Source organism: Gordonia sp. NB41Y, assembly GCF_030718915.1.
Classification (GTDB): Bacteria; Actinomycetota; Actinomycetes; order Mycobacteriales; family Mycobacteriaceae; genus Gordonia; species Gordonia desulfuricans.
Map to the genome: position 1 here is coordinate 2,644,078 of NZ_CP132196.1, position 24,532 is coordinate 2,668,609.

Sequence of the window (24,532 nt, forward strand, 5' to 3'; positions counted from 1 at the left end):
CGGCGGCTATGCCGGGAACTTGATCCCGGTGGCCGCGTGGCAGCGGTAGCCGTGGGGATTCTTCGCCAGGTACTGCTGGTGATAGTCCTCGGCGTAGTAGAAGCGCCCGTCCCCGGCGTCGGCCAGCGGCGCGATCTCGGTGGTGATGGGACCGAGTCCGGCAGCGGTGAGCGCGGTCTGGAAGGTTGCCGCCGATGCGCGCGCGGTCTCGGCGTCGGCGTCGGACGTGGTGAAGATCGCCGACCGGTACTGGGTGCCGATGTCGTTGCCCTGCCGCATCTCCTGCGTCGGATCGTGCGACTCCCAGAAGATCTTGAGGATGCCCTCGAGGTCGATCACCGACGGGTCGAAGACGACGAGCGTCGACTCGGTGTGCCCGGTGTGCGCGGTGCAGGTCTCCTCGTAGGTGGGGTTGGGGGTGTGCCCGCCGGCGTAGCCGACTGCGGTGGTCCACACGCCCGGGACCTGCCAGAAGATCTCCTCGACGCCCCAGAAACACCCGCCGGCGAGAACCACCGCGGACAATCCGGCGTCGAAGGTCCCGATTCCGGTGCCCTGATCGGCATCGGCCCCGCGCATGGGGTGATGGGTGATGATGTTCTCCGCGGCGAGCCGGACAGGGGTGGCCCGTCCGGGTAGTGCGGCCTCGGCGGCGACGAGCTCCTGCTTACCGAGTCGGGACGAAATCAGCTGGTCAATCCACGACATGTCGTCAACTGTACGCGTGTTCGGCAGGACACCGGTTTTGAGAAAGCTCACGTCGGTGTCTATGATGACGGTCACAAATGTGATGCCGGTCACTGTCCACTGGGGGGGCACGCACCGATCGGCACACGGAGCGATTCGAGGACGGCGATGGTCTCTCCCGCGGTACCCCACCTGCGATCGGCCGGTCGCGCCCGCCCCGTTCCGCCGCGCTACGACGTCCGCACCTCGTGCATCGGGATCGGCCTGAGCATCGCCGCACTGCTCGCCCTTTTGCTCGCCCTGATCCTCATCTGAGATCGCATCCCACCAGGCCAGATCCTCGCCACCCCGGTCCGACCCACCCTAAGGACGTCCGCGGCGTACGTGAAATCCTCATGCCGGCAATACTTTTCGACAACGGAGGACCTCGCCGACGACCCGCGAGACCTCAACCACACTTGAGGTTTATTGTGGTGGGTTTGTTGCAATGCCCCATCGGCTACGGAAAGCTGGAAGACATCCGCGAGGCGGCGTCCACCAAGGCGGTCACCGCGCGTCGATAGTGAGAAGCAGTACCCGAAAAGAGGTATGCGCCCAGAGGGTTTGAGCGCAGAGAGGATTACCGTGGCTGAATACACCTTGCCGGATCTCCCCTACGACTACGCGGCTCTGGAGCCGCACATCTCCGGCAGGATCATGGAGCTCCACCACGACAAGCACCACGCGACCTACGTGAAGGGTGCCAACGACACCCTCGCGAAGCTCGCCGAGGCCCGCGAGGACGGCAGCATCGCAGGCAAGGTCTACGGCCTGTCGGCGACCCTGTCCTTCCACCTCGGTGGTCACACCAACCACTCGATCTTCTGGCAGAACCTGTCGCCCAACGGTGGCGACAAGCCGGAGGGTGAGCTGGCCGCCGCCATCGACGACCAGTTCGGTGGCTTCGACAAGTTCCAGGCCCACTTCACCGCCGCCGCCACCACCCTGCAGGGTTCGGGCTGGGCGATCCTGGGCTACGACACCATCGGTGGCAAGCTGGTGATCCTGCAGCTGACCGACCAGAGCGGCAACATCCCGGCCGCGATCATCCCGGTCGTCCTGCTCGACATGTGGGAGCACGCCTTCTACCTGGATTACCAGAACGTCAAGCCGGACTACGTCAAGGCCTGGTGGAACGTGGTCAACTGGGCCGACGCCGCAGAGCGTTTCGCCCGTGCGACCGCTCAGGGCAAGGGCCTGATCGTCCCCGCCTGATCGATCATCACCGCTCGACGGGCGGCCGTCCCTCGTGGACGGCCGCCCGTTGTCGTCAGGAGGCCGCTGTCTTCCGAAGGCACCGTGATGTGACGGCACCGTCGCGTAAAGGCACCGTCGCACAAGGGCACCGGCGCACACAGTCGCCGCCCGGTCCCCCGATCGGGTGTCACCAAATCTGGGGAACCACAACAACTTTCCCCCAAACGGACGACGCCGTCCGCCGGTGAATCACCCGGTCGGCCGATACTGCGGCGGGTACTCGTCCGGTTAGCGTCACGATGCTCACCTCCACAACCCTGAAGGAGCATCCGTGACCTCACGCAGCATCCGCGTGTTCTCGGCAGCCGCATTGTCGGCCGCCGCCCTGACCCTCGCGGTCCCCGCCGTCGCCCATGCCGACGGCACCAAGGATCCGCGATTCGGCGGGCCGCCGACCACCTCGGCCCCCGAACGAACCCAGCACTGCAACGACTCGACCGAGTCGGGCCACGACGGCGTCACCCGCACGCGCCACACCCTCGGCCGAACCGGACCGACGTCATTCGTCCTGGACTACGAAACCGAGAACGTCCCGGACAAGATCGACGTGATCTACCAGGGCAAGGAGATCTACACCACCGGCTATGTCGGTGACGACGTCAACGAGGGCACCGGAAGTGTGCGGGTGAACGTCCCGCGCGGCAGCGACGACTTCGTCGACGTGCTCGTGCACGGCGGCCAGAACACCAACTGGTCGTACACCGTGAAATGCCCTGCCTGATCGACCCCCGCCTGATCGACCCCTGAGGATCGAACACCGAGGATCGGTCACCGCGGTGTGCCGCGGTGGCGCGTCACAGCAGAATGGTCCCCGTGATCGCGGCGGCACAGGCCAGCGCGATGATCACCAGCACCAGATAGTCGGCCTTGTGGGGCCGGGCGGTGTAGGCGGTCAGCCGGCCGGTGCCGCCGCGTGCGGTGATCGCCTCGGCCATCTCCTCGGTGCGTCGCAGCGCCGAGGACATGGCCGCGACCAGCATGTCGATCACACCCATCTCCGCGGACGGATGATCCGATCCGGCAGGTGCGGTCGGACGCAGGCGGTGTGCCGCGCGCAGCAGGCGGAGCTCCTCGATCAGCAGCGGGAGTCCGCGCAGGCACAGGGCGATCGCCACCGCCCACTCGTCGACCGGCAGCCGCAGCCAGCGCAGCGGACGCATCAGGGTCGCGATCGCCGGGGCGACCTCGGCCAGCGGCGTCGTCCAGATCACCAGGATCGACGTCCCCACCACCACCAGGCCGAGTGCGGTGGCCCGCAGGAACACGATCACCGCCGCCATCGAGACGATGATGTTGACCACCGCGCCGAGCGCGATCAGACCCCAGAACCACCAGGGCGGCCGGGGCAGCGCCCCGAGGGGGATCCCGGCGAGCAGCGCGGTGACGATCAGCACCGCGGCCACCATGCCCAGGGCCGGCCAACTCGGCAGCACCCAGGTCATCACACCCAGCACGAGGACGACGATCAGTTTGGTCCCGGCCCACAGTCGGTGGATCACCGAATCGCCGGGCACCTGCCGCAACGGCACCGTTCGCATCGTCATTCGACCGTCTCCTCCCCGAGGATGCGCGGCACCTCGTCGATCGCGTCGAGCACCCCGTGATCGAGGTGCACCCGCCGGTCGCACACCCGGCCCAGTGACGAGAAGTCGTGCGAGATGATCACGATGGTCATCCCCCCGGCCCGCAGACCGGCGAGCACCCCGATGACCTCGTCGCGCGCCCCCGGGTCGAGGCCGGCGAGCGGTTCGTCGAGCACCAGGATCTCGGGCCGGCGGGCGAGCAGCCCGGCCAGCACCACCCGGCGCATCTGTCCGCCCGACAGCGAGTCGGTGCGGGACGCGGCCATCTCCCGCGGCAGTCCCACCGACTCGAGCACCCGGGCCACCTCGCTGGTGCCGACCTTCTCACCGCCGGCGGCCATGATCTCGTCGCCGACGTTCTGCTTCTGGATCTGCAGGCGCGCGTGCTGGAAGGCCAGTCCCACGTCACCGACCCGGTCGGTGACCGGTGCGCCGTCGCCGACGATGTCGACGACGCGACACTCCCCCTCGGTGGGGGCGATCAGTCCGGCCATGATCCACGCGAGGGTGGTCTTGCCCGAGCCGTTGCCGCCGACGATGAGCAGGCCGTCACCGCGGTTGATCTGCAATGACACCTCGGTGAGGGCACGGACTTCCCAGGGCGAGCCGGTCAGGTAGGTGTGTCCGACGCCGTCGAGGCGCAGCAGCGGCCGGCGGCCGTCGTGGGCGGCGGGCCCGGTGCCCACCGATTCGGCCTGGGCCTCGACGTCACCGGCGGGCACCCAGGACGGCGGTTCGGCGGCCACCCGGCCGTCGACGAGGTGGATGATGCGGTCGGCGGCAGCGGCCTCCGACGCCCGGTGCGTGATCAGCACCAGCGCCATCCGACGCCGCCTGGGCAGTTCGGTGAGCAGGGCCATGATCTCCTCACGTCCCTGCGGATCGACCATCGAGGTGACCTCGTCGGCGATCAGCAGTGCCGGGTCGCGGGCGAGTGCGGCGGCGATGGCCAGACGCTGCTGCTGACCACCGGACAGATCCGAGGTCTCCCGCTCCCCGAGGCCGGCCAGACCCACCTCGGCGAGCAGGGCGTCGACGTCGACGTCGGCCTCCGGCGGCAGTCCCCAGACGACGTCGTCGGCGACCCGCGAGCCCAGCATCTGGGTCTCGGGACGCTGCAACACCATGGCGGTGCCGCCGGCCCGGCCCAGCCCGGCGGTGCCGGGACGGTGGATGGCGCCGCCGGTCGGATGCCGCCCGGCCAGCAGTTTGGCCAGTGTCGACTTGCCCGACCCGTTCACCCCGACCACCGCCACGAACTCGCCGGGCTCGACGGTCATGTCCACGCCGCGCAGGATCTTGCGGCCCCCGCGGTGGTAGGCGAACTCCACACCCTCCAGGCTCATCGGCAGCGGCGCGATGCCCACGTCGGTGTCGGCGTCACCGGAATCGATGGTGTCCTCGCTCGGGACGTCGGCGAGCCGCTCGATCACGGCGCCGAGAATCCACCAGGCCACCACGATCGTGATGAAGGTGCCGACCGCACCGGACACCAGGATCCAGGCCCACCAGTAGGCGACGATGTTGTCGCCCAGTCCACGCAGGAACTCGGCCGTGCCGTCCATCCCGGGGACCTTCCCGATCCAGCGGGCCATCCCCTTGAGGGTGTTGTCCATCGCGGCCAGGACGAGCTCACGCAGCGGTTTGAGGATCAGCAGGAGCAGGACGCTGACGCCGGCGACGAGCGGCGCGGTCACCACCGCGGCCAGCAGCATCGTGGGGGCACCGCGACCCCGTCGTTTGATCTCGCCGATGATGCCGCCGAGCACCGCCGACCCGAACACCGACATCGCCGCGCCCGTGCCCGCCATCGCAAAGGCCACCGAGCTGGTGGCGACGGTGGTCGCGACCATCGCACGCGGCCGGGTCCGCGCCCCGATCAGCGCCAGCGGCACCGGTGCGAGCACCCGCACGGCCCCGGCGAGCGGGATCACCGAGGCGATCACCACGGCCGCCACGGCCAGGCCACCGAAGATCGCGATCGATGCGATCTCCACGGGCCGCAGGGGGCCGCGCACGGTCTCGGTCACTTTTCGCACTTGTCCAGTGTGCCTGGCGGCGGTGACATACCGTGCGGCCCGTCGGTCCCACGGCCGATCGCGTGTAAAAGAACAGTCACATGATGGTGATTCGAGTTGTCGGGGTCACCGGAACGGGGGGATTCTTGCTGGACCGGGTATCCACGGATTCCGGTTCTCGTCGCCCAGCAGGGAGGAGGACATCATGCAGTCGTCGATCCCCATCGGGCTCACCCCCGTCCATCAGGAGGGTGAGCTCAACGGAATCCTGATCTCGGGCCGGTGGCCGGAGTCGACCCTGGAGTGGACGCAGACGCTCGTCGCGTCGGTCCGGATCGCGTGTCGGCCGGGATTTCTGCCGACCACCACGATCTTCGGGGTGGTCGAAGAGCATCCCGACGACGCCGACACCGACGCGGTCGGGATGATGGTCGCCGTCGGCAACGTCGTCGACGACTCGTTTCTCGAGGCCGGACGCTTTCTGACCAATCCACCGGCGCTGGTGATGCTGCACCCGCCGAGCCGTACCCGGCCGTCGCTGCCGGAGTGCTCGCAGGTGGCATCGGGCTGCGTGTTGCTGCCCGGGCTGCCCGAGCTCGGTCTCGAGCACCGCGCCGGATGGGCCGAGGCGGAGGCCGACGGCACGGTGGTCACGCTGCGCAACCAGGTGGGCATCGACCCGAACGCCGACCCCGACACCGCGGTGCTCGCGATGCTGCTGACCGCCTGAGGTGTCCACCGGCTCCGCACAGCTGGACCCGATCGGTTTTTCAGGGTGCCCTAACTCTAGGTTTTGAGCCCCCTACCTGCATAAATGTGGGTGGGGCGTGGTGTTGCGACCCGCGGTGAGGGCTGTCTAACCTGGCCGATATGACCGCTGCCCTCCTGTTGAGTTTCGGCGTGATCTTCGTCGCCGAACTCGGGGACAAGTCGCAGCTGATGGCCATGACCTATGCCCTGCGCTACCGGTGGTGGGTGGTGCTGGCCGCGATCACCGTGGCCACCACCGCCGTGCACGCCGTCTCGGTGTTCTTCGGACATTTCCTGGGCCTGTCCATCCCGACGGATCTGATCTCGATCGTCGCCGGCCTGGCGATGCTGGTCTTCGGTCTGTGGACCCTGCGCGGTGACGACCTCGACGACGACGAACAGACCAAGGCCGACCGCGTCGGCAAGTCCGTCTTCTTCGCGGTGATGTCGTCGTTCTTCCTCGCCGAACTCGGCGACAAGACGATGCTCGCGACCATCACCCTGTCCACCGACAACAACTGGCTCGGCGTCTGGATCGGGTCCACCATCGGCATGGTCGCCGCCGACGCGCTGGCCATCGCCATCGGCGTACTCCTCGGCAAGCATCTGCCCGAGCGGGCGATCGCCTACGGCGCCGCGGTGCTGTTCTTCGTCTTCGCCGGACTCCTGCTGGCCGAGGGCCTGTCCGCGGCGAGCACGCCGGTCGTCGTCGGCACCGTCTCCGCGGTGGTCGTGCTGGTCGGAGTGGGTGCGGTCTACATCCGCCGGGTCCATCAGCAGCGTGCACGTGCACGGCTCGACCGGGCCCGGGAGGTCGTCGGGCACACCGGCGAGGGCCACTCCTGACCGATCGCCACAGGCACCCGCCACGGCAGCGGTGGCCGGCCGACCCGGGGGTGGCCGATCTGCCCGGAACCGCGGGTGGCTACGGTGATCAAGGACCCGAACGATCGCTCGGCAATCTGCCGGCGACCTTCTGAAAGGACTCTCGATGGACGTCTCCGGCTCCTCCGTACTCGTCACCGGCGCCGCCTCCGGCCTCGGCGCGGCCACCGCCGCCCGCTTCGCCGCCGCCGGCGCCCAGGTCTTCGGTCTGGATCTGCAGGCCTCGATCGACAAGGCCGCACCGGTCGGTGGGGTCACCCTCATCGCCGCCGATGTCACCAGCGAGGACGATGTCCAGGCCGCCATCGACACCATCGCCGCCTCCGGTGCGCCGCTGCGTGTCGCGGTGAACTGCGCGGGTGTCGGCTGGGCCGCCCGCATCCTCGGCAAGGAGGGTCCGCACTCGCTCGACCTGTTCCGCAAGCTGATCGACATCAACCTGGTCGGCACCTTCAACGTGATGCGCCTGGCCGCCAACCGCATGAAGGAAGAGGACGCCGTCGACGGTGACGGGCAGCGCGGCGTGATCATCAACACCGCATCGGTGGCTGCCTTCGAGGGTCAGATCGGTCAGATCGCCTACGCCGCCTCCAAGGGTGGCGTGCACGCGATGACCATCTCCGCGGCCCGCGATCTGGCACGTATCGGCGTGCGCGTGTGCACCATCGCGCCGGGCACCATCAGCACCCCGATGCTGGCCGGGGTCACCCCCGAGTTCCAGAAGACCCTCGCCGAGGCCATCCCGTTCCCGCAGCGTCTGGGCGAGCCCGCCGAGTACGCGCAGCTGGCCGAGTTCATCGCCACCCACAACTACATCAACGGCGAGACCATCCGGATGGACGGCGCGATCCGCATGTCGCCGCGCTGACCCGTAGGTCCGCAGCACCCCGATCGGGCCGGGGCCGAGCACACGACGGCAGTCGTGGCCGGCCCCGGCCCGATCGGTTTCGGCAGGAGACGGGTCAGTCCTCGTCGGCCATCCGATCCTCTTCGGCCATCCGTTCCTCCTCGGCCCGTTCCTCGGCGGCGAGTGCCCTCGACAGGACCAGCAGCGGAGCGGCGTCGCCGTCGAGGCCGCCGGCCGATTCGGGCAGCACGGTCCGCACCGGCCCCGGGCTCGTCCCGTCGCGTTTGCGCAGGGCGACCGCCATCTGCAGCATCCAGATCTGCTGGTCGGGCTCGGCGGTGGCGAACTCCCCCGGCAGCAGCGGACTCAGCTGGGTCAGGGCGTCACGGATCTCCACCACCCGTCGGTGCAGCAGTGCCGTCGGCGCGAGACCGCCGTCGATCGGCAACACCACCTCGGGTACCGCGCCGGTGACCAGCGTCCACAGCGGCAGGATCGCCCGCGCATCCCGCCTGCGCCGATGCCGGGAGGTGACCCCCTGCCACTTGGCCCGCACCATCGGGTAGCTGATCCCGACGAGGAACAGCACCAGACCCGCGACCGAGAACACCCGGCTGACGCTGAGCACCCACGGCAGGTCGAACAGCCCCAGTGCGCCGGTCAGCACGTACACGACCTGGGCGATCGAACCGGCGGCGAGCAGGCCGAGCCCTGCAACGAGCACCCGCAGCGAGGTGCGCAGGTAGCCGTCGGCCAGCCGCAGGTACTTGCTCACGCTGCGGACGCACGCACCCAGTCCGTAGGCGAGATAACCGCTGGCGATCAGGTAGAACAGGGCGAATCCCCAGTTCTTGAGCGTCCACTCGCTGATCGACGCGGTCCGCATGTCGGTCGGGATGAAGAACAGGCTGATCTGCAGGCCCAGCAGCGCCGCGACCAGCGGAAAGGCCTCCACCCCGGCACGGCGTTCGCGGGTCACCCGGCTGCCCGGCATGAAGAACACGATCACCAGGCCCGCCACGCCGACGGCGAGCAGGACGTAGAACAACAACCGGGACAAACCGGCGAAGCCGACGTCGTCCAGGGTCTGTGACGCCGAGTGGTTGGACACCGCGAAGGCCAGGGTGAGGGCGGCGATCGAGGTGGTCATGGCAAAGGCCTGCAGCCCGCCACCACTGCGACGGACCTGGTCGATCCGCCAGCACAGGGCCCCGGCGAAGGCCACCAGGGCCACCACGTTGACCACCATCGGGCCGGTCGCCCACGATGCGGCCACCGGCTCCGACGCCATCACAGCCACCCCCGGTGGCCTCCCAGCAATCGCTGCAGGCCACGCACATCCGGGTCGTCGGCGGTGTGGCCGACACCATCCCGGGCCTCGGCGGCCCAGGTCAGGATCATCGAGGCCAGGGTCTCGGCCTCGCGTTCCCGCTCGTCGGAGTAGCAGGTCCGCTGCAGTGTCGCGTCGGTGGTCTCGGCGGTCAGCGCCGCCACCATGGACACCTCACCGAGCATCTGGTGACCGGCGATCAGGTGCGCGAACTCGTGGATGATGATCTGGTCACGGTGCCAGCGGGTGGTGTTCGCCTGATGGAAGAAGTAGTCGGCGTCCTCGGCGGCCAGCCACACCCCGTTGGGCACACCGGACGGCAAGGGATGGGCGATCACCCGGATCGGGCGTCCGCGCCGCGCGCCGTATCGCTCACAGAGCTGTTCGGCATCGAGCGGCAGATCCAGATCCAGATCCGACAGTGCCTCGCGGCACAGCGCCCGCAGTTCTCGCCCCGTGCGCATCATCGAAAAACCTGCTCTCGTCGTCGACGGAGCAGGTCGGGCCGGCGGTGGTGGTGGCCGCCGGTCCGTGGATGTCAGTCCTGGATCTCCTTGCCGCCGACAACCCGCAGCCGCTGATCCGATTCCTGCTCCTCGGTCAATCCAGCAGCCACGATATCCGGCGGATCCTTGGGCAGCCCCTGCTGCTCGCGCAGGACCTTGATGAGCTCGTTGACGACGGTCACCGAATCACTGGACAAACCGGCCAGCCGGAAGGCTGCGAGCTGCACATTCGTGTCGGCCTGCAGGCGCATCATGTCGATCTCGTCACGGGTGCGCTGGGCTGCCCGGTCTTCGAGGAAGTAGTGCACGTCGACGCCGAACGCCGCCGCGATGCCCTCGACGGTCCGGAACGACGGCGATTTGGCCTTACCCGACCGCAGCTGGCTCAGGTACGACTCACCGAGCCGGAATCCGCGTTCGGTGGACCGCGCTGCGATGGCCTTGGCGCTGTACGCCCGGCCGTTGGGGCCCGGAACCGTACGGAACAGTTCTTCGAGCCGGCGGGCGAACAGTCCAGGATCGGTGTCGACCGGCTTCTGGAGGTCGTCGTTCGTCTGACCCGCGGACTTGCTGTCCCCTCGTGGCGTCATACCTTCTCCGAAACCTGAAAGTTGCATTTGCAATCATTAAAGACCGTGAGCGGCCGACACCGCAACGATGACTATCATCAAATATTGTCTGATGTTCGAATCTCCGCCCCTGGCAAACCTCTCTGCCAGCACGGCGCCGGTGAGTGTGGCGTTGATCACACGAGTTCACCGGTCCTGCACGTGGCGGGCGACACTCGCCTGACCGCGAGGTGAACATATGACCAACACGAGCCGGTGCCACCGCATCACCGACCCCGACCGGAGAGAACGTATGGGTTCACGACATCGTCTGCCGACCGCCCCCCGGCGACGCCTGCCGATCACCCTCGCCCTCGGCGCACTCGCCGTCCTCTTGATCGGCGCCGGATTCGGTTTCGCCCTCGCCACCCCCGGCGACAACTCCCGCCACGGACACCACCACGGCGGCGGGAACCACGGCGGAAACAACGGTGGCGGCTGGAACAACGGCGGCAACAACGGCGGCGGCTGGAACAACGGAGGTGGGAGCACCACCGGCGGGAACAGCCAGACCACCGGCCAGTCCAGCAGCACCCCGGATGACGACGACGATGACGAGACCACCGGTTCGTCGTCGGGTACGACCACGACATCCGGCTCGGGCAGTTCGGAGACCTCGGATACTTCGGAGACGTCGGAGACCACCAGCTCAGGGACCACCAGTTCAGGGACCACGACGAGCGTGGTGACGACCACCAGCCATCACACCTCGAACGGCGGGATCGTTCCGGTCCTGCCGCCGACCGGACAGGGCCCGGGCGCACCCCAGGCCCCCGCCCCGGCCGGACCGGTGGACGCACCCGAACCCCGCGGGCAGGTCCCGGTGGCCCCTGCGGCACCTACCGTGCCGGGCGTCCCCGCAGCTCCGGCCGCACCCGGAGCTCCCGCAGCTCCCGGGGGTGCGGGTGCCGGGAGCGCCGGCTCCGGTACCACGGGCCCGAGCACCGGAGCGGGCTCCGCCGACACCCCCGACCGGCAGCCGAACACGAACGCCGACACCGCGGTGGCGGCCGATGCCCCGGTCACCCGGCCGGAGGCCGCACCGCAGACGGGTACCCCGGCGCTCACCGGGGTGCGCGGATTCCTCGTCGACACCGCGCCCGGTGGCCTACTTCTACTCGGCGCGCTGGCCCTCGTCGGCAGCGGCCCGTTCCTCGACGCGCTGCGCACCACCCGCTTCTGAGTCGGGCACAACCGAACCCGTCACCGCCGCATCTCCTGCGTCCGAATCCCGGGCGTCCGAATCCTGGGCGTCGGAATCCACCGCACCCGACCCCGCCGTTGCCGCCGGATCTGTTGCGGGCGAATCGTTTTCGGCAGAATCGACCACGTCGGCGTCGTCCGCACCCCGGAATGCGAGGAGTTCGGCGGCCGTCGGCAATCGCAGGACGTCGGCCGAGTCCATCCATTCACGCAAGACCTTGGTGGCCTGGACGTCGTCCTCGTTGTACTCCAGCAACCGGTCCCGCTGGGTGAGGTCGAGGACGGCGTCACCGATCCCGACCGCCGCCCGGTACCAGTCCATCGACGCCGCACCCCCCGCCTCGGCATCACGCCAGGTGAACCCGGCGACCGGGGCGATCTTCTTGAGCCCCTTGCCCTGTGGGCAGATGAAGTTGGTGCCCACCGCCTCGTAGATGTCGACCCATTCGGCCGAGCCGATGAACGCCTCGACCTCCTTGCGGCGGGGGATGCCGGGCGCACCGGCGAATCGGTCGGCCGACCCCAGCAACCACCGGTTCTCGGCCTGCTGGGAATAGCAGTACGCGGCAAACGTCTTGCCCGCCTCGTGGGCCTGACGGCGCTCGGCCATCAGCCACCGCCAGAACTCGGCGAACGATCTCGCCTCGTCTCGGGTCGGCAGCGGGTCCCAGGTGGCGAACGCGCGGTACACCACGGGCCGGTCGGGGTCGACGTTGTCGGTGAGCAGGGTCCCCCACAGGTAGGCGCCGTCCTCGCCGAACGACTCCATGTCGACGTCCACCTCGACGTCGGCGCGCGCAACCTGCGGCCGCTCGTGCCTGCGGATGAGCGGGGTGTCGGTCAGCCAGGCGATCGCGTTGACGATCGCGTCGTCGAATGCCACGTTGCCGGGCCAGTTCACCGGTGCGGGGCCACGGTGATGGGCGAGCTGATCGATCGTGGTCAGGCCGATCTCGGCCAGCGCATCGGCCTGGTTTCCGGCGGCGACGAGGCTGATGTCGCGGCGTTCGGCCAGTTCCGGTCCGCATCGGCCCCACCACACGCAGCTGCGGCATTCGCCGATCCGGCGCGGCGTGGTGACCAGTCGGCCTGCCGCGATGGCCTGACGCCGCTCGAACACCGTGCGGTAGTCGTCGAGCAGCGGTTGCATGCGATGTACGACGATGCAGTCGGCGTCGAGGCCGATCACCCCGGCCCGCAACTGCTCCTCGTCGTCGGCGGCCGCCAGCCCGGCGTCGAGCAGCATGTGGGTCAGTTGCGCCAGTCGTAGCTGATCCCGCCGGTGGTTGCGGCCCACCCGGTACGGGTCGGGGGTGGGCACCCATCCCCACAGGGGGCTGGTCCGGAAGACGGTCGGTTCCCCGGCGAGGTCGCGGCGGGTCTTGGCCGGGTAGCTGACCCGATGGTTGACGACGATGACCGGCAGGTACCCGCCGTCCACCCGCACCAGCAGTTCGGAGTGGCCGCGGCGGCCGGCGGCGCGGTCGGTGGGCAGGGTGGCGTTCCAGATCCACTCGGCACCGGCGGCGCAGGCCGCGAGGGTCGCCTCCGCCCGCTGCGGCGTGGGGCCCGGGTCGATCACCACGAAGGCGCCCGGCTGGTCGGTGTGCATGGAGGCGAGCAGGTCACGGACACGATCACGATGCCGGCCCGCGGCCTCGGTGCGGCGTGCGACATCCGGGGGCTGCGGCCGGTCGCGGACCAGGTCCGGGTGCGCGACGTCGAGTGCAAGGCGGTGTTCGCACCCGGCGAGATCCCGCGGATGCAGCATCGGCACCGCCACTCTGTCCCTCGTTTCCCCGCCCGCTCGGGCGCATCGGTCATCCAGCTCCGGTTCGGCCGGGCGTCGCCGACCTCCTCTGCCGAGCCTATGTAATGCTTGACCGTGCGGTGTCTGCTTCACGCCCGCGCGCCGGCCCGGTGCGTCGTGGTATGGGCGGCCACCATCCGGCGTTTTCGCAGCGAAAGGTTGCCCTGATGGGTTTGTTCTCGTCCGACGGTAAGACCCGCGCCCAGCGCAAGGCCGAACGCAAGGCGCTGAAGGCGAAGGCCAAGTACGAGGCGAAGTTCGAGTCCAAGGACCGCCGGAAGGCCGCGAAGGCCGAGCGCAAGGCCGAGCATCGCTTCCGTGAGCAGGAACTCGCGCTCGAACGCAAGAACGGCCGCAAGCTCGCCAAGGTGGAGCGCAAGAACGCCAAGGCGCAGGTCAAGATCGCGCAGGCGGAGGCCAAGACGGTGGCCGCCGAGGCCAAGGCCGCCGCCGACGCCAAACCGTTCAGCCCTGCGAGTGTGCGTCGCTACCTGACCGTCGCGCGGATGGTCGCCCCGATCGTCGCACCGATCGCCTACCGTGCCGCGGTGGCCGGACGCGGGCGGATCGCGGGCCTGCAGGCCGAGCGGGCCGGCGTGGCCCCGGGACTGCTGAGCCAGTACTCCGGCCACGGCGCACCGCTGGCCGCGCGCATCGCCACCACGCGCACCTCACTGCAGAAGGTCGCCGCCCAGGACTCCTCTGCCGACTCGCGGGCCTTCGTCGCCGCGATGACCAAGCGTCTGGACAACCTGTCGATCGCGGTCGACGCCGCGGAGCCGATGTCGGCGGCACAGCGCCGGACCGCGCATCGGGCGATCACCGACGAGCTGAGTGCGATCGACGCCGACATCCTGGCCCGGCTGGGCGTCCGGGCCTGACCCGCAATTCACACCAGAACCGAATCGGACACCGGCCACTAGGATGGTGGCCTACCGCAGCAGACGCAAGGGAGCGATCAAGCCATGAGTGAACCGGATCCGACCACCGCTGCGTCCCCCACCGATTCGACACCCGCCGGCGGGTCGTCTGCCGGGAAGGCCCCCGAGAACAAGAACACCGAGAACAAGAACACCGAGCAGAAGACCGCGGCACAGAAGGCGCCGGCCAAGAAGACACCGGCAAAGAAGGCTCCGGCGAAGAAGGCCGCCGCCTCGACCCCTACGAAGAAGGCGCCGGCCAAGAAGGCTCCGGTGAAGAATGCCGCGGCCAAGAAGCCGGCGACGGCGAAGAAGGCCGCGAACAAGGCCCCGGCCAAGAAGACCACCGCCAAGAGTGCGCCGCCGAAGTCCGTTCCGCCGGTAGGGCTTCCCGCCGACGACGTCCTCGAGCCGACCCTCCCGCTCGACGTACCGTCGCACCCCGCCCCGAAGCCCGCACCCGCCCCGGCCGAGCGTGGCGGACCTGCCACCTCCGGGCACCCGGCACCCGAAGCCGTTGCGCCGGAATCGATTCCGTCGCAACCTGTTGCGGCCGAGAAGGTTTCCGACACTCGTACGGAGGTCACCGCCGATCCCCGGCCGGCCGGCCCGGCAGAGCCGACCGCGGATGCAGCGGCCGAGCCGGTCGTGGATGCCAAGGCAGAGCCGACCGTGGACGCCAAGGCAGAGCCGACCGTGGACACAGTGGCCGAGCCGGTCGTGGACGTGGTGGCCGAATCCGACGCGCAGCGGGCCAGTTTCGCCCAGCTCCGCGCCGGCGCACCGACCGAGCTGCCCTACCCGCTGCCCGTGCCGGCGATCGTCGGGGGCATCCTCGCCGCGCTGCTCGCGGTGCTGGTCATCCTTCGTCGTCGTCGCTGATCGAGGCCACCCTCGCCAGGATCGCCTCGGCAACCACCTCGGGGCGGCGCTGCGGAATCCAGTGGTCGACACCTTCGAGTACACGGAACTCGTAGGGCGCATCGACCATCGCGGCGCAGCCGCGGGCACCGGCGCGAGACAAGAAGATGTCGCGGTCGGCCCACATGTAGGTGGTGGGGACGGTGATCTTGCGGCCGTACAGGGACCGATCACCCAGGCGCATGGCGCGATACCAGTTGAGACCGCCGGTCAGGGCACCATATTCGACGATGTCGGTGCGCAGTGTCTCGGTGAAACCGGGTGACCCGATCTGCGGCCCCCGCCCCGACGCGCCGGTACTGATCAGCCACTCCGGCAGCCGCGGGATCTGGAACAGTCCCATGTACCACGACCGCAGGAGCTGTCCCCGCGGCATCGCGCGCAGGTAGGCACCCGGGTGCGGGACGGCGAGGGCGGTCAGCGTGGCCACCCGATCGGGGTGATCGGCGGCCACCGCCCAGGCCACGGCCGCACCCCAGTCGTGACCGACGAGGTGGACCCGCGGGGCGTCGAGCGCGTCGGCGAGTGCGATCACGTCGGCACCCAGCTCCGACATGCGGTAGTCGCGCACCTGGCCGGGCCGGGCCCGCGGTGAGTACCCGCGCTGGTCGGGGGCGACGGTGCGCAGTCCCGCCTGGTTGAGGATGGGCGTCACCGATTCCCAGCACGACGCCCGCTCGGGGAATCCGTGCAGCAGCACCACCGGGATGGCCGAATCGGCCGGTCCCGAGTCGATGACATCGAAAATGTATCCGCCCCTGCTGAATTCAGTGATCATGACAGGACATCACCCCTCCGCTTCGTCCGTGTCACCGACTGTCGGTGTCCGTCCGCGCCGACGGAAGGTCGCCGCGGGCGTAGGACGCCGGTGGTGTTCCGACGATACGCGTGAACGCACGGATCAGGTGGGACTGGTCACTGAAGCCGAGCCGCACGGCGGTATCGGCCCAGTCCACCTCCCCACCACGGTTGGCGACGGCGGCGACGTCGAGCACCCGGAATCGCTGGATGACCCATTTCGGGCCGATCCCGACGTAGTCGCCGAACTGGCGCTGCAATGTCCGCAGACTCACGCCCGCGATCTCGGCGAGTTGCTCGGCACGGGTGATGGTCGCATCACCTTCGGCGATGTCGACGAGTGCCGCGATCCGGTCGATCATCGGGTCCGCGGTGGGGCCGAGTCCGATCAGCCATTCCGTTGCCCGCCGGGTGAGCTCGGCGTCGTCGGGGTCCGGGTCGAGCAGGTCTGCCGCGATCGGCCGGTCGTCGACGCCGAGCACCTCCTGCAACGGCCGGACAGATCTGCTCAGGGCACTCACCGGGCCGTCGGCGAATCCGCGGAAACCGCCGGCCCGAAAGGCGATTCCGACGACGTGCCCGTCGCCGAGCAGGGTGCGGGCAAAGCTGTTGTCGCCCACCCCGTGGACCGACAACCGGCCGTCCTCGGCGGCCACGTGGATCACCGGTTGCGGGATCACCTGCTGCACATGGGGTTCGCGAACCGACCACCGGACGATCCAGAGGTAGTCCACCCAGTACGCGAGTGCTTGCGGGGGCGCATGGCGCCCCACCCGCAACGGCAGACGCGTGCCGCCCCCGATGATCGCGCCCTGTCCCCGCCCCTCGGGGGCGTCTGCTGCCACGGAATCCAGTGTCGGGGGCGCTGTCGCGTTTGTCCAAGAATCCTGGCCGGCCCGGCGCGACGATGAGTTCATGACCACCTCATCACGCGCCCGATCCCACACCGCCACAGCCACTTTCCAGGTCTCGTCCTGGACGGAGAACCCGGTCTACACCCGCGACGACCGCACCGTCGAGATCAGCGGGGTGCAGTACCCGGCGCACGGGTTCACCCGCGCCGACGTCGGCTACACCTATTCCGGCGACCTCAGTGGCCGGGGCACCCTGGCCTATCTGATCGCCTATATCGAGGGTGCCGCGGCGCCGACCACCGGCTTCGAGGTCTTCGAAGGATCCATCGACGGCCACGAGGGCACCCTGGTGTTCCGCCACGACGGCACCCACGACGCCGTCGGCGTCCACGAGCGGCTGACCATCGTCGAGGGTCTCGGCACCGGCGGGCTCGAGCGGATGCGCGGCCACGCCGACATCGAGATCGCCGGACACGACGACGGCGGCTACCCGATCACCGTGGAGTACACGATCGAGTAGCCGCCGTCGGGGCTCAGGAGGGTCGTCGGGTCAGATCAGCTTGTAGACGGTCTGCCCTCCGACGGTGGTGGCGGTGAAGTTCTCCGACACCCACTGCGAGATCTCCGAGTTGCCGCCGGGTCCGCCGCCCTGGCCGCCGCCGATGTAGTAGCCGATCTGGCCGTCGGCGACCATCTGCTTGAACTCGTCGAGGGTCGGGGCGGGGTCGCCGCTCCAGCCGCCGATGGCCATCACGGCCTTGCCGGTGGCGATCTCGATCCCGGCCGCCGACTGCGATCCGTTGGTCGCGGCCGCCCACTTGGTGTCGGTGGCCTGCAGCAGTGTCACCAGCTCGGTGTTCGACGAGGTGTCTCCGCCGGGGCCGCCCATCCCGCCGCCACGACGCTGGGACTGCGACTGCTGGGTCCCGTTCTGCTGGGTCCCGTTCTGCTGGGTCCCGTTCTGCGCAGTCGAGCCGGACTGGCCGTTCTGGCCGTTCTGGGTCGTACCGTTCTGGGTCGTACCGTTCTGGGTCGTACCGTTCTGGGTCGTACCGTTCTGGGCCGTCGTGCCGTCCTGCGAGGGTCGGGTCCCGCCGCCCGGACCGCCGCCGGGGCCGCCCATTCCGCCGCCGGCCATGTCGGTCTGCACCGCGGTCGGGATCGATCCGCCGTGGGCGGTGGCGGCTGTGGCGATCGAGAAGGCCGCGGTTCCGCCGAATCCGGCGAGCGCACCGGCGATCACCGAGGCGACCAGCATCTTCTTCATCCCGAGCAGGCTGCCCGCGATCACGCCGACGATCGCCAGGATCGCCACCGCGCCGATCAGCCAGCGGCACCAGACGGGGCCCCAGTCGTTGCGGTCGAGCAGCACGATCGACCACCAGCCGGCCAGTCCGATCATCGCGCCCAACGCGATCCGGCCGTCCCAGTTGGCGCGACGCCGCGAGGCGAACACCCCGCCCATGCCGACCAGTGCGCCGATCGCCGGTGCCAGCGCCACCGTGTAGTACGGGTGGATGGTGCCGCTCATGTAGCTGAAGATCATGCCGGTCACCAGCAGCCAGCCACCGAAGGCGACGATCGCCGCGGACTCGATGCGGTTGACGCCGTTGCGGTAGCCGAACACCGGGAAGCTGCGGATCATCAGGTACACGCCGAAGGCGACGACGAGCAGCGCCACGGGCAGCAGCCAGGAGATCTCGTTGCCCATCTCGGAGCTGAACAGCCGGTTGAGTCCGGTCGAGCCGCCGAACGAACCGCCGGCCTGTCCGCCACCGGCGCCACCGCCGCCGGGGCCCTCACCACCGCTGATCCGGCCGATGCCGTTGTAGCCCAGCACCAGATCCATGAACGAGTTGTCGGTGGAGCCGCCGATGTAGGGGCGTGAGCTCGCCGGGACCAGCATGGTCACCACCACGAACCAGCCCGCCGACACGATCATCGCGACGGCCGCGCCGAGCAGGTGCAGGATGCGACGGACCCAGCCGTTGTTCGCGAACACCAGGTAGGCCAGCGCGAACGCGGGCAGCACCAGCAGTCCCTGCAACATCTTGGTGAGGAAGGCGAAGCCGAGGGCCACGCCGACCAGTGCGAGCCAGCGGCCCGAGTTGGTGCCGACGGCACGCACCAGGCAGTACCCGGCGGCCACCATCAGCAGCACCAGCAGCGCGTCGGGATTGTTGAACCGGAACATCAGGGCGGCGGCCGGGGTGAAGGCGAGTACCGCACCGGCGATCAGGCCGGCCGCGGCCCCCTGCCGCGGATCGGCGAACACGCGACGCATGGTGGCGTAGAGCAGGGCCACCGAGAGAACACCCATGATCGCCTGCGGGGCGAGCACGGCCCACGAGTTCATCCCGAACAGGCGCACCGACAGTCCGGTGACCCACAGCGAGGCCGGGGGCTTGTCGACGGTGATGAAGTTCGACGGGTCCAGCGCCCCGAAGAACCACGCCTTCCAGCTCTCCGAACCGGCCCAGGCGGCCGCCGCGTAGAAGGTGTTGGCGTAGCCGCTGGCCGACAGGTTCCAGAGGTAGAGGACGGCCGTCGACGCGAGCAGTCCGACGAGACCGAACCTCCCCCAGGGCAGTGATCGGCCGGTGCGGCGACGCTCCGGTGGCGCGGTGTGGTCGGATGGCGGCGAGGTGCTCGCCCGGTCCAGTAGTGCGGTCATTCTTCCTCCTGAGCGGATGACTTCGGTGTCCACCGTGCGCTGTCGCTCTCCGGCGCCGCTGGTAGCAAGCTGGGAGAAGTCTGTGAGCGCCGCGGTACATGTGTCGTCGGTCACAGGTAGTGTGTGTCCTACCCCACGAGATTGGATTTTGCGGCGTTCGAGGCGAATTCTGGATACTGCAGGAAATCCCGAACCACGAGGACAACATGGCCACCTCATTCAGCCGGCAGCGGACCGCGCCGTATCGGCCCTGGTCGTCTAATCCCCTCATGCGCCACGGCGACCGCGTCATCGCCTGGATCATGTTCACCATGCTGGTGATCGTGCTGGTCGCAGTACCCCTGTGTGCGTGGGCCGGGATGGGGACCTACCGGATGGTGACCGAGCGTGCCGAGACCGCCGTCCCGGCCACCGCGACGGTGGTCAGCGTCGCCGCGACCGACCCGACGTCGGCCGAGTCCGCGGCATCGGTGGTGTGGCGTCAGGGCGAGACCCAGTACACCGGGATGACCCAGGTTTCGCGCTCCACCCGGACAGGTACGCAGGTACCGGTCTGGACGACTCCGGACGGGTCGCGGCTGACCGATCATGCCGGTCCGTTCGAGCGGGTCTTCTGTGGTGTGTGGGTCGGCCTGACCGCTTGGATCGCCGCGGCAGCCGCAGCCCTCGGCATCGCGGTGCTGCTGCGCCGCCGCATCACCCGACAACTCGCCGACGACTGGGACCGCGAGTGGCAGCAGGCGGGTATCGCCCCCCACGGGTGGGCGTCGCGCTAGAGAGCCGCACCACCATCGCGGTCGTGCGTTGTCACGATCGGCGGTGGTCACCTTCCGACGTCGGCCGGCGGAGGTTTCGACACGTCTCGTCGCTCCGCTCCTCACCGGCTCAACCAGCCATCTCCGATGGTCAGCCCGCGTCGAGACCCGGCGACCACCCCCGATGATCAACCCACATCGAGACCCGGCGACCACCCCCGATGATCAACCCACATCGAGACCCGGCGACCACCCCCGATGATCAACCCACATCGAGACCCGGCGACCACCCCCGATGATCAACCCACATCGAGACCCGGCGACCACCCCCGATGATCAACCCACATCGAGACCCGGCGACCACCCCCGATGATCAAGCCGCATCGAGACCCGGCGACCACCCCCGATGGTCAACCCACGTCGAGACCCGACACCCCACCCCGATGGTCGAACCACGTCGAGACCCGACACCCACCTCCGGTGGTCAACCCACGTCAAGACCCGACAAGCCACCTCCGATGGTCGAGCCGGGACCGAGCCGCCAAGGCGAGGACCCGTGTCGAGACCCCCGCAACCCGACAACCCCAACCACCCACCCCCGACGCCGACCACCCGCCCCCGTCGATCGCGCAGGACGTTGTCGCGAGAGCGACGGAGCCGGCCCTACCCGCGCCCGACCACCGGCACGAAGGCGTCGGTGGCACGGCCGTGCAGCGTCGGCGAGATCTCGTTGATGAAGTCGAGCACCTGTTCCTTCTCACCGGCCGGGTATGGGGTCGGGACGTAGTCGTTGTAGGACTCGGTCCGTGAGACCCGAGTGGGGATCACCTTGAAGTCGACGCCGCGGACCTGCTCGCCGGACATCCGGAACCTGGTCTGCAGGATGAACGTCCGTTTGTCGGTGGGATTGCTGTTGCCGCCGAACGAGAAGTTGCCGAACGAGTAGGCGATGAGTTTGCCGCGGTAGATCTCCATCGACTGGATCACGTGCGGGTGGGTGCCGACGACGAGGTCGGCCCCGGAGTCGATGGCGAGGTGGGCCAGTTCGGTCTGCACGCCGTAGGGCTGGTGTTCGGACTCGATTCCCCAGTGCATGAACGGGATCACCACGTCGGCGCCATCGGCGCGCAGGGCCTTGATGTCGGACACCAGCTTTCGCCGCATGTCGGCGTCGTCGGTCCAGGCCTGGTAGCCGACGAACCCGAACCTCACGCCTTTCACGGTCGCGAGGTGACGGTAGTCGTAGTCCGATCCCTCACCGGCATAACCGGTTCCGAAGAACGGGACCCCGGCACCGCGAAGTGCGGCGAGGGTGTCGTCGAAGCCGGTCTGTCCGTAGTCGAAGGTGTGGTTGTTGGAGACGGTCACCACGTCGATCCCGCCGGCCGGCAGCGTCGCGGCCAGCGCCGGGCTGCCGTGGAAGTGGTAGACCTCCCCCTCGCCCTTGTACCGCTTGGTGAGCCGATCGGTCAGGGCCACTTCGAAGTTGGCGACGGTGAGGTCGTCGGTGTCGAAGTAGCGGCGGACGTTCTGGAAGAAGAAGTCCGGGCGTCGGCCGTTCTGCGCCCACACCGTCGGCAGGCTCGTCGCGGACGAGAAGTTGTCGTCGGTGCCGAGGATGTTGTCACCGGTGAAGCTGACCACCAGCTCCTGGTCCACCGGCGGTGCCGGGATCGGTTCGGACACGGCCACGATCTCGGCGGCGACCCCGCCGGTCGGTACCGCCGACGCCGCGACGAGTGCCCCGCTCACCGCGACCAGGACGGCACCACAGAGCACCGACCGTCGCGACATGCGGGCACCACGACCCGACAACCAACCGAACACCCCTGACATCCAACCGGATCCGGCGGGTTGCGGCCTGTCCTGCGTTCAGGGGAATCCCCGGTTCCCGACGGTGACCCGGGTCACCGTCGGGCCTGTCGTGCGGTCGGGATGTCCTACCGTCCGGGCAGGTACTTCAGCGCCCGCATGGCCAGCGGGGTGACCGCGCGGTACACGCCCTGCGGGATGCCGGGGGCCCGGTCGATGCCGAGGAAGCGCTGTTCGGCGATGGTCTGCGATTCGGTGTACTTCAGCAGACCCTCCTCACCGTGCCGGCGGCCGACGCCGGAGATCCCCATGCCGCCCATCGGGGCCGCGGTGGACGCCCACGCCGCCGCATACCCCTCGTCGATGTTGACGGTGCCCGCCCGCAGCTGCTCGGCGATCTGCTGTGCCTGGGCGCTGCTGCCGGCCCACACGCTGGCATTGAGGCCGTAGGGGGTGTCGTTGGCGAGGGCGATCGCCTCGTCGACGGTGTCCACCGGGTACACCGACACCACCGGCCCGAAGGTCTCGTCGCCGTAGCAGGTCATCTCCTCGGTGACGCCGGTGAGCACGGTCGGCTCGTAGAAGAACGGTCCGAGGTCGGCGCGACGCTTGCCGCCGGCCAGCACGGTGGCACCCTTGGCGACGGCGTCGGCGACGTGCGCCTCGGCGGTCTCGACCTGTGCAGCCGAGGCCAGCGATCCCATGTCGGCCGAGAAGTCGTATGTCGCATCGAGTTTCATATTGCGGACGTATTCGGCGAACTTCGCGGTGAACTCGTCGGCGATCGACTTCTCGACGTAGAGCCGCTCGATCGAGATGCACAGCTGCCCGGAGTTCGAGTAGCACGCCCGTGCCGCTCCCTCGACCGCCTTGCCGATGTCGGCACCGGCGGTGACGATCATCGGGTTCTTGCCACCGAGTTCGGCGGAGAAACCGATGAGGCGTCGGCCGGCCTGCTCGGCCAGGGTCGCGCCGGTCGCCGACGACCCGGTGAACATCACGTAGTCGGTGGTGGCGACGATGGCCTGGCCGACGACGCTGCCCGGCCCGGGCACCACCGCGAACAGTTCCCGCGGCAGCCCGGCCTCATACAGTAGCTCGGCGAGCGCCAGCGCGCAGTAGGGGGTCTGGCTGTCGGGTTTGATCACCACACCGTTGCCCGCGACGAGCGCGGCCACCGCGTCGGAGACCGCGAGCGTCAGCGGGTAGTTCCACGGGCTGATCACACCGATCACACCCTTGGGCTGGTGCCGCACGCGCACGCTGGTGGCGCCGGGGATGACGCCCTTGACCTTGCGGTCGGCGAGCAGCTTGGGCCCGACGGTGGCGTAGTGCCGTGCGGTCAGCGCGACGTCGAGCACCTCTTCCTGGGCGTATGCCCGCGCCTTGCCGGTCTCGGCCTGCGCGATGTCCATCAGCGCACCGGCGTTGCGGTGGACCAGTTCGGAGAACCGGTCGATCACCGATGCACGGTCGGCGGCGGTCCGCGCGGCCCACGGCTTCTGGGCCAGGCGCGCACGGGTCACCGCGGTCTCGAGGTCTTCGGCGGTGCCGACCGGGATGGTCGCCATCTCCGCGCCGCTGAACGCCTCCAGGACGGGGCGGGTAGGCCGGTCGGCGGCGTCGTCGATCGCCACCAGGGCACCGAGTCGGGCGAAGTAGTCGGCGGTGGGTCTGGGCATCGCGAGGACTCCTCTGCGGGTTGGGGCGGTCGGGCGTGGAAGGGCTTCGGACGGGAGGTCCGGATCAGGCCGGTGCGATCGGACCGGTCAGATCACACTGCGGCGACGAGGACGATGCCGTCGTCGTCGGAGTAGGCGATGTCGCCGGGGACGAAGGTGATGCCGCCGATCTCCAGGGGCACGTCGCGCTCACCGGCACCGGTCTTGGTGGACTTGCGCGGGTTGGTGCCGAGCGCCTTGACGCCGATCTCCATCCCACCGATGGTCTTGGAGTCGCGGATCGCGCCGTGGGCGATGATGCCGACCCAGCCGTTGGAGCGGCCGAGTTCGGCGATGAGGTCACCGACGAGCGCGGTGTGCACCGATGCGTCGCCGTCGATCACGAGGACACCGCCCGGGTTGGACTCGCCGAGGATCGACTTGAGCAGGGCGTTGTCCTGGAAGCAGCGGACGGTGGTGATCGGTCCGACGAACTCGCGCACGCCGCCGTACTGGGTGAACTGGGTGTCGCAGCTGCGCACATCGGCGCCGATCTCGTCGACGAGGTCCGCGGTCGGGGTGAAGGTGAGTTCGGTCATGCCGCCCAGCATAGG

General features: G+C 69.2%; 24 protein-coding genes. 11 read left to right on the forward strand and 13 right to left on the reverse strand.

Going from position 1 to position 24,532, the window contains the following annotated elements:
* Nucleotides 1–6: 6 nt before the first annotated feature.
* Nucleotides 7–708: a peptide-methionine (S)-S-oxide reductase MsrA gene (msrA, locus tag Q9K23_RS11410; protein WP_053778584.1), complete on the reverse strand. Its 702-nt coding sequence runs from the start codon at nt 706–708 to the stop codon at nt 7–9.
* 147 nt (nt 709–855) lie between these two features.
* Here msrA and Q9K23_RS11415 point away from each other — a divergent pair, with 147 nt between their 5' ends.
* The 3 genes from Q9K23_RS11415 (at nt 856) to Q9K23_RS11425 (ending at nt 2,704) form a co-directional block, all read left to right on the forward strand.
* On the forward strand, nt 856–1,002 hold the full coding sequence (locus tag Q9K23_RS11415; RefSeq protein WP_187343590.1) for a hypothetical protein: 147 nt from the start codon (nt 856–858) through the stop codon (nt 1,000–1,002).
* A gap of 309 nt (nt 1,003–1,311) precedes the next feature.
* Nucleotides 1,312–1,941, forward strand: coding sequence for a superoxide dismutase (locus tag Q9K23_RS11420; RefSeq protein WP_020792288.1), 630 nt, complete (start codon nt 1,312–1,314; stop codon nt 1,939–1,941).
* 313 nt (nt 1,942–2,254) lie between these two features.
* Entirely contained in the window at nt 2,255–2,704 is a 450-nt protein-coding gene (locus tag Q9K23_RS11425; protein ID WP_020792285.1) for a hypothetical protein, read from the forward strand.
* A gap of 73 nt (nt 2,705–2,777) precedes the next feature.
* On the opposite strand, the gene Q9K23_RS11430 is transcribed toward Q9K23_RS11425, so the two are convergent.
* Together Q9K23_RS11430 and Q9K23_RS11435 are read right to left on the reverse strand one after the other, a co-directional pair.
* A complete protein-coding gene (locus Q9K23_RS11430) occupies nt 2,778–3,527 on the reverse strand; it encodes an energy-coupling factor transporter transmembrane protein EcfT (protein WP_053778568.1) in 750 nt (249 codons plus the stop codon).
* Complete coding sequence (locus tag Q9K23_RS11435) at nt 3,524–5,605, reverse strand: ATP-binding cassette domain-containing protein (protein WP_053778567.1); 2,082 nt, start codon at nt 5,603–5,605, stop codon at nt 3,524–3,526. The genes Q9K23_RS11430 and Q9K23_RS11435 overlap by 4 nt, the downstream gene beginning before the upstream one ends.
* 184 nt (nt 5,606–5,789) lie before the next feature.
* On the opposite strand from Q9K23_RS11435, the gene Q9K23_RS11440 reads away from it, so the two are divergent.
* The 3 genes from Q9K23_RS11440 to Q9K23_RS11450 all read left to right on the forward strand — a co-directional run bounded on the left by Q9K23_RS11440 (nt 5,790) and on the right by Q9K23_RS11450 (nt 8,087).
* Entirely contained in the window at nt 5,790–6,314 is a 525-nt protein-coding gene (locus tag Q9K23_RS11440; RefSeq protein ID WP_053778566.1) for a hypothetical protein, read from the forward strand.
* A gap of 140 nt (nt 6,315–6,454) precedes the next feature.
* On the forward strand, nt 6,455–7,180 hold the full coding sequence (locus Q9K23_RS11445; protein ID WP_020792487.1) for a TMEM165/GDT1 family protein: 726 nt from the start codon (nt 6,455–6,457) through the stop codon (nt 7,178–7,180).
* A 145-nt stretch (nt 7,181–7,325) separates the two neighbouring features.
* Nucleotides 7,326–8,087, forward strand: coding sequence for an SDR family NAD(P)-dependent oxidoreductase (locus Q9K23_RS11450; RefSeq protein WP_053778565.1), 762 nt, complete (start codon nt 7,326–7,328; stop codon nt 8,085–8,087).
* Nucleotides 8,088–8,181: 94 nt separating this feature from the next.
* Here Q9K23_RS11450 and Q9K23_RS11455 read toward each other — a convergent pair whose 3' ends face one another.
* The 3 genes from Q9K23_RS11455 to Q9K23_RS11465 all read right to left on the reverse strand — a co-directional run bounded on the left by Q9K23_RS11455 (nt 8,182) and on the right by Q9K23_RS11465 (nt 10,492).
* The gene (locus tag Q9K23_RS11455) at nt 8,182–9,357 is read right to left on the reverse strand and encodes an MAB_1171c family putative transporter (RefSeq protein ID WP_053778564.1); all 1,176 of its coding nucleotides are present in this window, start codon (nt 9,355–9,357) and stop codon (nt 8,182–8,184) included.
* Complete coding sequence (locus tag Q9K23_RS11460) at nt 9,357–9,863, reverse strand: hypothetical protein (protein WP_020791468.1); 507 nt, start codon at nt 9,861–9,863, stop codon at nt 9,357–9,359. Before Q9K23_RS11460 ends, Q9K23_RS11455 begins: the two co-directional genes overlap by 1 nt.
* A gap of 71 nt (nt 9,864–9,934) precedes the next feature.
* The gene (locus Q9K23_RS11465; protein ID WP_020791469.1) at nt 9,935–10,492 is read right to left on the reverse strand and encodes a helix-turn-helix transcriptional regulator; all 558 of its coding nucleotides are present in this window, start codon (nt 10,490–10,492) and stop codon (nt 9,935–9,937) included.
* 217 nt (nt 10,493–10,709) lie between these two features.
* On the opposite strand from Q9K23_RS11465, the gene Q9K23_RS11470 reads away from it, so the two are divergent.
* Nucleotides 10,710–11,693, forward strand: coding sequence for a hypothetical protein (locus Q9K23_RS11470; RefSeq protein WP_305950508.1), 984 nt, complete (start codon nt 10,710–10,712; stop codon nt 11,691–11,693).
* Here the strand turns inward: Q9K23_RS11470 and Q9K23_RS11475 are convergent.
* Nucleotides 11,625–13,496, reverse strand: coding sequence for a TM0106 family RecB-like putative nuclease (locus tag Q9K23_RS11475; protein ID WP_261978093.1), 1,872 nt, complete (start codon nt 13,494–13,496; stop codon nt 11,625–11,627). The two genes, Q9K23_RS11470 and Q9K23_RS11475, sit on opposite strands and share 69 nt — an antisense overlap.
* 194 nt (nt 13,497–13,690) lie before the next feature.
* Here Q9K23_RS11475 and Q9K23_RS11480 point away from each other — a divergent pair, with 194 nt between their 5' ends.
* Nucleotides 13,691–14,404 carry a DUF6474 family protein gene (locus Q9K23_RS11480; protein WP_053778563.1) on the forward strand — a complete coding sequence of 238 codons (714 nt, stop codon included), beginning with the start codon at nt 13,691–13,693 and terminating at the stop codon, nt 14,402–14,404.
* An 84-nt stretch (nt 14,405–14,488) separates the two neighbouring features.
* Entirely contained in the window at nt 14,489–15,325 is an 837-nt protein-coding gene (locus Q9K23_RS11485; RefSeq protein WP_305950509.1) for a histone H1-like repetitive region-containing protein, read from the forward strand.
* Here the strand turns inward: Q9K23_RS11485 and Q9K23_RS11490 are convergent.
* Both Q9K23_RS11490 and Q9K23_RS11495 read right to left on the reverse strand, forming a co-directional pair.
* Nucleotides 15,303–16,142, reverse strand: coding sequence for an alpha/beta fold hydrolase (locus Q9K23_RS11490; RefSeq protein ID WP_053778561.1), 840 nt, complete (start codon nt 16,140–16,142; stop codon nt 15,303–15,305). The two genes, Q9K23_RS11485 and Q9K23_RS11490, sit on opposite strands and share 23 nt — an antisense overlap.
* 31 nt (nt 16,143–16,173) lie before the next feature.
* Nucleotides 16,174–17,007 (reverse strand): helix-turn-helix domain-containing protein, encoded by an 834-nt coding sequence (locus Q9K23_RS11495; RefSeq protein WP_053778560.1) that lies wholly within the window; start codon nt 17,005–17,007, stop codon nt 16,174–16,176.
* A gap of 70 nt (nt 17,008–17,077) precedes the next feature.
* Between Q9K23_RS11495 and Q9K23_RS11500 the strand changes: the two genes are divergently transcribed.
* Complete coding sequence (locus tag Q9K23_RS11500) at nt 17,078–17,536, forward strand: DUF3224 domain-containing protein (RefSeq protein ID WP_020792401.1); 459 nt, start codon at nt 17,078–17,080, stop codon at nt 17,534–17,536.
* Nucleotides 17,537–17,566: 30 nt separating this feature from the next.
* Here the strand turns inward: Q9K23_RS11500 and Q9K23_RS11505 are convergent, their stop codons facing one another.
* Entirely contained in the window at nt 17,567–19,690 is a 2,124-nt protein-coding gene (locus tag Q9K23_RS11505) for a glycosyltransferase family 39 protein (protein WP_053778559.1), read from the reverse strand.
* A gap of 206 nt (nt 19,691–19,896) precedes the next feature.
* On the opposite strand from Q9K23_RS11505, the gene Q9K23_RS11510 reads away from it, so the two are divergent.
* Nucleotides 19,897–20,466 (forward strand): hypothetical protein, encoded by a 570-nt coding sequence (locus Q9K23_RS11510; protein WP_053778558.1) that lies wholly within the window; start codon nt 19,897–19,899, stop codon nt 20,464–20,466.
* A gap of 642 nt (nt 20,467–21,108) precedes the next feature.
* On the opposite strand, the gene Q9K23_RS11515 is transcribed toward Q9K23_RS11510, so the two are convergent.
* The 3 genes from Q9K23_RS11515 to rraA all read right to left on the reverse strand — a co-directional run bounded on the left by Q9K23_RS11515 (nt 21,109) and on the right by rraA (nt 24,529).
* Nucleotides 21,109–22,239, reverse strand: coding sequence for a CapA family protein (locus tag Q9K23_RS11515; protein WP_261978150.1), 1,131 nt, complete (start codon nt 22,237–22,239; stop codon nt 21,109–21,111).
* Between the two features lie 146 nt (nt 22,240–22,385).
* The gene (locus Q9K23_RS11520; protein WP_020792515.1) at nt 22,386–23,939 is read right to left on the reverse strand and encodes a succinic semialdehyde dehydrogenase; all 1,554 of its coding nucleotides are present in this window, start codon (nt 23,937–23,939) and stop codon (nt 22,386–22,388) included.
* Nucleotides 23,940–24,031: 92 nt separating this feature from the next.
* Complete coding sequence (rraA, locus tag Q9K23_RS11525; RefSeq protein WP_020792514.1) at nt 24,032–24,529, reverse strand: ribonuclease E activity regulator RraA; 498 nt, start codon at nt 24,527–24,529, stop codon at nt 24,032–24,034.
* Between the last annotated feature and the right edge of the window lie 3 nt (nt 24,530–24,532).